The organism is Mesorhizobium sp. B2-7-3 (assembly GCF_006440715.1).
In the GTDB taxonomy this organism is placed as follows: domain Bacteria; phylum Pseudomonadota; class Alphaproteobacteria; order Rhizobiales; family Rhizobiaceae; genus Mesorhizobium; species Mesorhizobium australicum.
The window spans coordinates 51816-58118 of sequence record NZ_VFTY01000020.1; the positions used below are offsets into that span (position 1 = coordinate 51816).

At 63.6% G+C, this 6303-nt stretch carries 6 protein-coding genes and 1 tRNA gene; 3 read left to right on the plus strand and 4 right to left on the minus strand.

Annotated features, from left to right (window positions below; translation table 11 throughout):
- Positions 1–25: 25 nt before the first annotated feature.
- Together FJW04_RS29235 and FJW04_RS29240 are read right to left on the minus strand one after the other, a co-directional pair.
- On the minus strand, positions 26–481 hold the full coding sequence (locus tag FJW04_RS29235; protein WP_140617088.1) for a PIN domain-containing protein: 456 nt from the start codon (positions 479–481) through the stop codon (positions 26–28).
- A complete protein-coding gene (locus tag FJW04_RS29240) occupies positions 478–723 on the minus strand; it encodes a type II toxin-antitoxin system prevent-host-death family antitoxin (protein ID WP_140617089.1) in 246 nt (81 codons plus the stop codon). Before FJW04_RS29240 ends, FJW04_RS29235 begins: the two co-directional genes overlap by 4 nt.
- 241 nt (positions 724–964) lie before the next feature.
- Between FJW04_RS29240 and FJW04_RS29245 the strand changes: the two genes are divergently transcribed.
- Complete coding sequence (locus FJW04_RS29245) at positions 965–2386, plus strand: MFS transporter (protein WP_140617090.1); 1422 nt, start codon at positions 965–967, stop codon at positions 2384–2386.
- A gap of 129 nt (positions 2387–2515) precedes the next feature.
- Here FJW04_RS29245 and FJW04_RS29250 read toward each other — a convergent pair whose 3' ends face one another.
- Both FJW04_RS29250 and FJW04_RS29255 read right to left on the minus strand, forming a co-directional pair.
- Positions 2516–3313 carry an RlmE family RNA methyltransferase gene (locus tag FJW04_RS29250; protein ID WP_015318290.1) on the minus strand — a complete coding sequence of 266 codons (798 nt, stop codon included), beginning with the start codon at positions 3311–3313 and terminating at the stop codon, positions 2516–2518.
- Positions 3314–3338: 25 nt separating this feature from the next.
- Positions 3339–4700 (minus strand): Ppx/GppA phosphatase family protein, encoded by a 1362-nt coding sequence (locus FJW04_RS29255; protein WP_140718272.1) that lies wholly within the window; start codon positions 4698–4700, stop codon positions 3339–3341.
- 352 nt (positions 4701–5052) lie between these two features.
- Between FJW04_RS29255 and FJW04_RS29260 the strand changes: the two genes are divergently transcribed.
- Positions 5053–5985, plus strand: coding sequence for a lysylphosphatidylglycerol synthase domain-containing protein (locus FJW04_RS29260; RefSeq protein ID WP_015318292.1), 933 nt, complete (start codon positions 5053–5055; stop codon positions 5983–5985).
- A 160-nt stretch (positions 5986–6145) separates the two neighbouring features.
- A tRNA-Gln gene (locus FJW04_RS29265) sits at positions 6146–6219 on the plus strand.
- Positions 6220–6303 lie beyond the last annotated feature (84 nt).

Genomic DNA, 6303 nt, shown 5'->3' on the forward strand with positions numbered 1-6303 from the left:
GCCGATCGTTGCGTCGTTCCGCGTTCTAGTCGCCAGACTTCCCCGCTAGAGCATCAAGCAATGGGTGACGCGGCGCTGCGAAAGGACTGACGACAGTGACCGCGCCCCATGTGAAGCCGTCTTGCAGATCTTCCGAGACCAGCAGCCGACAGCCAGCTTGCGAGGCCGTGGAGAGAATGACCGAGTCCCAAATGCTGAGTCGATGATCGGTAGCCAGATCAGCGGCCATCATCATCACGTCCTGCGTCGTCGCGGCAACGGAAAATGCGTCGCTCCAGCTCAGAAGGGCATCCCGTGCCTCCAGGGGCGGTCTTCCTGCTTTGCGGACCAAAACGTTGAAGAGTTCACCAAGAACCTGAACAGGAATAACCGCGTCATCTTGCCGGAGATCGCGCAGCAATTCGAGAACGATGTCGCGCTTCTCCGCACCGTTCACCCCTTCCGCGTAAGCAAGGATATTCGTATCGAGCGCGATCTTCAATGCTCGTCCTCATAAAGCTCATCGCGCGTCCACTGCCCGGCATTCATGACAGGCTGGCGCTCAAGGCGCGACAACAACGCCGCGCGCGATCGGGCAGCCACACCCTCCTGATGATCCGCGGGCACGATCCGAGCGACCGGACGCCCGTGACTGGTCACCACGTAGCTTTGTCCTTCGCGAACGCCGCGCAGTAGGAGAGAAAACCTGCGATTGGCATCGGCCGCCGAAACACCTTTTTCCATGGCAATGTTCCCATAGTAGTTATATTCACTACAATAATGATGTGTGTCGTTCCATGCAAGGTGTCCCTTGCCTGGCAGGGATCTCTGCCGGCATGGGGCATGCCAAAGCGAAAGGCCGCATCCTTGCAGTCGCACAAAAGTGACAGCAATTTAACACGACATCACCCTCTGGCCGTGATAACCGCCCTGCGTGCCGGCTTGCCCCAGCCGACGACACAGAGAATCAGTCCGGACGCGTCTTGTGAACCGCACCATTCCGCTCATATTGGCGGTCGCTCTCTTCATGGAAAACATGGATTCGACCGTCATCGCGACATCGCTGCCGGCGATCGCCATCGACATCCACACCAGCCCGATCGCGCTCAAACTGGCGCTGACGGCCTATCTGGTGTCGCTGGCGATCTTCATTCCAATCAGCGGCTGGATGGCCGACCGCTTCGGCGCCAAGACCATCTTTCGTGCCGCGATTGCAGTGTTCATTGCAGGTTCGGTGGCGTGCGCCCTCTCCGGTTCGCTGCCCGCCTTCGTAGTCGCGCGTTTCCTGCAAGGCATTGGCGGCGCCATGATGACCCCGGTCGGGCGCCTGGTTCTGGTGCGCGCCACGCCCAAGAGCGAACTGGTCGCCGCCATGTCGTGGCTGACCGTTCCCGCGCTGGTCGGGCCGCTGGTGGGTCCGCCGATCGGCGGCTTCATCACCACCTACTTCACCTGGCACTGGATCTTTCTGATCAACGTCCCGATCGGCCTGATCGGCATTTGGCTTGCCACTCGCTTCCTGCCGGAAACCGAGGCAACCGAGACGCCGCCGCTCGATTTCGTCGGTTTCGTCCTGAGCGGGCTGGCCGCTTCAGGCGTCGTCTTTGGCCTGTCTGTGGTCAGCCTGCCTTATCTGCCGCCGGCGACCGGCTTCATCACGATCGCCGTGGGACTGCTGTCGGGCGCGCTCTACCTCATGCATGCGCGCCGCGCCAAAAATCCGCTGCTGGCGCTCGAACTGTTCCGTAACCAGGTGTTCCGCTCGTCGGTGCTTGGCGGCTCGCTGTTTCGCATCGGCATCGGCGCCGTGCCGTTCCTTTTGCCGCTGATGTTCCAGATCGGTTTCGGGCTGACACCGTTCCAGTCCGGCATGATCACCTTTGTCTCGGCGATCGGCGCCATTGGTATGAAATTCGTCACTGCGCTGATCTTCCGCGTTGTCGGCTTTCGCCGCGTGCTGATCGTCGGCTCGCTGGTCGCCGCCGCATCGATCGCCATCTACGGCCTCTTCACCCCCGAAACACCTTACGCGCTGATGCTGGCCATATTGCTGGTCGGCGGCTTCATCCGCTCGATGTTCTTCACCGGCGTCAACGCGCTCTCCTATGCCGAGGTGTCGGCCGAGGATACCAGCAAGGCAACGCCGATCACGGCGGTGTTCCAGCAGCTCTCGATCGCGCTCGGCGTGGCGCTCGCCGGCGGCATTCTGGAAGTCTCGACCTCGATCCATGGCGGCCCGCTGACGCTGCGCGACTTCCATACCGCCTTCTTCATCGTGGCGGCGGTGTCGGCGGCGGCGTCGCTGTCGTTCATGCGGATGGCGCCCGACGCCGGTAACGCCGTCTCCGGCCATGGCCGGCTGACGACGCCGAAGACGCTGGAACCCGTCAGATCGCCGGGAGAGTGATAAGTCGCCGTAGAGCGATCAGCCGCGGCGTCCCCGGCCGTTCGCCATGGCTCCGGGCGCTCGAGTCCTTCGGAACGTCCACTGGACGTTCCGATCCGCCTGGCGGCGGACCGGCGGGGAGCTGGCCTTTCAGCCGTCGGCGTCCCCCGGCCCTTCGCTATGGCTCGGGGCGCTCGAGTCCTTCGGAACGTCCACTGGACGTTCCGATCCGCCTGGCGGCGGACCGGACTCTCGCCCCTTAAAATCCTTGGCCAACAGATAGAGCTCCACTGATTCATCGCGTGAGGCCGGCGGCTTGACGTGATGGACGGAGCGGAAATTCTTCTTGAGCATCGAGAGCAACTCATTTTCGGCGCCGCCCTGGAAGGTCTTGGCGAGGAAATGGCCGCCCGGCTTGAGGACCGAGAGCGCGAAATCGGCCGCCACCTCGCACAGATGCATGGTGCGGATATGGTCGGTCCGCTTGTGGCCGGTGGTCGGCGCCGCCATGTCGGACAGCACGACATCCGGATCCCCGCCCAGCGCCTCGGCCAGCCTTTGCGGCGCGTCGGCGTCCAGGAAATCCATCAGCAGCACCGGCGCACCGGGCACGGCGTCCATTTCGAGATAATCGATGCCGATGACATGCGGGTTTTCGGCCGTCGATTTCGTGCGCGCGGCCGCGACCTGGCACCAGCCGCCGGGGGCGGCACCCAGATCGATTACTTTCATGCCGGGCTTCAAGAGGTGGTGCTTGTCGTCGATCTCGATCAGCTTGTAGGCCGCGCGCGAGCGATAGCCGTCGGCCTTGGAGCGCTGGACATAGGGATCGTTGATGTGGCGCTGCAGCCAGCGGCGCGACGATTCCTTCAGGCCGCTTTTCTTTTTGATCCGCGTCTTCAGCACGCGAATGCTGGCGGATCCTGGCTTTTCTGGTTTCTTCGTCATTGCCTGATTTCTTGTTTGAGCATGATCATGATGCCCGGGCACGCCCGTCATTGCGCCAGACGCCGTCATCGGCCATCAGCTCACTCAATATTCCTTCGCGCAAGCCCCGGTCGGCGACGCGCAGCCTCTCCGAGGGCCAGACGGCGCGAATCGCTTCGAGGATGGCACAACCGGCCAGCACGAGATCGGCGCGGTCGGTGCCGATGCATGGGTTGGCGCAGCGCTGCTGGAAATCCCAGCCGACCAGTTTCTCCACCATGCGGTCGACGCTGTCGCGGTCCATCCACAGGCCGTCGACCCGTCGGCGGTCGTAGCGTTCGAGGTCGAGATGGACGCCGGCCAGCGTCGTCACCGTACCCGAAGTGCCCAGCAGATGGAAATTCGGGCTGGCCGTGAGATGGCTCAACCGATCGCGGCCATCGAAAGCGGCCAGCCTGCCGGCGACGTCGTCGACCATGGCGGTGAATATCTCGCGCGTCACGGTGCGGCCGCCAAAGCGTTCCGCCAACGAGACGACGCCGACCGGCAGCGAGGTCCACGAGACGATGTGATTGGCCAGCCGCGGCGAACGGCGGCCGGTGAGATCGATCAGCGCGATCTCGGAAGACCCGCCACCGATGTCGAACAGGACGACGCCCTGCGTGTCGCGCTCGACCAGCGAACCGCAGCCGGAAACCGCGAGGCGGGCTTCGGTCTGGCGGTCGATGATCTCGAGCTTCAGGCCAGCCTCGCGTTCGACGCGATCGAGGAACTCCACGCCGTTTTCGGCGGTGCGGCAGGCTTCGGTGGCGATCAGCCTTGCTTTCCTGATCTTGCGGCCGCGCAATTTATCGCCGCAGACCTTCAGCGCCTCGACCGCGCGGTCCATCGCCGGCTGACCGAGCCGGCCATTGGCGGTGAGCCCCTCGCCCAGCCTGACGATGCGCGAGAAGGCATCGATGACGCGAAACTGGCCATGACGCGTGGGAACGGCGACCAGCAGCCGGCAATTGTTGGTGCCGAGGTCCAGCGCGGCGAAGACGGGAAGCTCGTGCACCGGCGGCCGGCGGTGGCCTTGTTCGGGGCGAGGCAATGAAGCGGCGGGCGAGATTGTCGCCGCGGCAACAGGCTTCAAATCCACCACCGCAACATGAGCCTTGCCTTGCACCGGCGATTGATTGTCCCCTGGGCGCGCCTCGTCGCGCGCAAAAACCTTGCGTCCACGCCTTCGCTTGCGCCGTTTCTTGGGCTTGCCCTTCTGGGTCGCGTCGCCAGCCTGCCCATTCACGGAGCGAGGCTCCGTCGGGCGGCGTTGCTGCCAACCGGCTGTCCCCGGGCCTGATGGCCCCAGGGAAGCGCTGGACGCGCCCACCTCCGGCGCGCCTGCGCCGGTGTCGCGGTCTTCCACTGTCGTTCCTTCCGGCGCCGCGCGAACCGGTGACGGACGCAGCAGGCGCTTTGGCATGTTTCAAGTTGCCGCCAGACTAACAGCGCCGTGCCCGATCACCAAGAGCCGCATGCTGAATTTTGCCGGCTGGGTGCGCGGGCCTGTTTTTGCACTGGCGTAATGTACCGGCAAGGCTGGGCTGGTAGCGAAACACCGTCGCGGCGCGCGGCAAACAGGGACGGCGTCAGGCGCGACAAGTGTTCGCGGTTGAATAGCCGGCTTCAATGAGGCATCTCTGAAATGAATGGGAAATCCGGGGCGGACGGCCTCTCGACGGAAAGGAAGCGGATACGCAACGCATGGCAGTCGGGCAATGAACTGGAAACGCTATTTCTGGCCGGTCGTCGGCATCGGCGCGGTGATCTTCTCGCTGCTGCTGCTCTGGCATGAATTGCGCGGCATCTCGCTCGACGACGTCTGGGACGGGCTGGCGGCCATTCCAACTCGTGGCTGGATGCTGGCGGGCTTGAGCTCGGTCGTCGCCTATGCCGCGCTCGCCGGCTACGATCACATCGCGCTGCTGCATATTGGCAAAAAGGTGTCGTGGCTGTTCGTGACACTCTGCTCCTTCACCACCTACGCGCTGTCGCACAATATCGGCGGCTCGGTGTTCTCCGGCGCCGTCATTCGCTACCGTGCCTACGGCACAAGGGGGCTGACCGGCCAGGAAGTCGGCGTGCTGGTGGCGATCTGCTGGATAACCTTCGTGCTGTCGACGTTACTGGTCTCCGGCCTTGTGCTGGTGTTCGAGCCGCGGATCATCGACCGCTTTTCCGGCATTGCCCATCACGGCCTGTCGGAGGCGGCAGGCATTGCGATGCTGGTCCTCATCGCAGCCTATGTATTCGGCAGTTGGCTGCACCTGCGCCCGCTGAGGATCGCCGGGTTTCAGTTGCACTATCCGGCGCTGCCGATCGTCGCCAGGCAGTTGCTGATCGGCCCGATCGAGCTGCTCGCGGCCGCGGCGATCATCTTCTTCGCCCTGCCCGAGGTGCACAATCCCGGCTATTTCGTCGTGCTGGGCGTCTTCCTGGTCTCCTTCTCGGTCGCCCAGATCTCGCACGCGCCAGGCGGCCTCGGCGTGTTCGAGGTGGTGTTCCTGGCCGGGCTTTCCGACATGGACCCGGTCGGCGTGGTGGCGGCGCTGCTGGTGTTCCGGCTGTTTTATCTCATCGTCCCGCTGTTTCTGGGCCTGGGCATCGTGCTGTTCTTCGAACGCTCGCAGTTCAGCCGCAAGGAGAGCTGAGGCCTGGAGGTTCGCGCCACCGGAAAAGCTGGCTTCGGAACCGGTGATAAAAGCTGGCAATTGAACCGCAAAGCAGACTTGACTATTTTCCACTGGCGGCTACAAGGCAGCGCTCAAGCGGCTCAGCCGCTCAGCCCGCGCGATCCATGACCGCGCCTGCTGGGGAATAGGTTAACGGTAGACCCACGGACTCTGACTCCGTTAGTCCTGGTTCGAATCCAGGTTCCCCAGCCACACCTCTTTGGTCCGTTCCGGACACATAGGTTACGGTTTATACCGGAGACATGGGTAACACTTTTGGCCCGAAGGGGTTTTGGA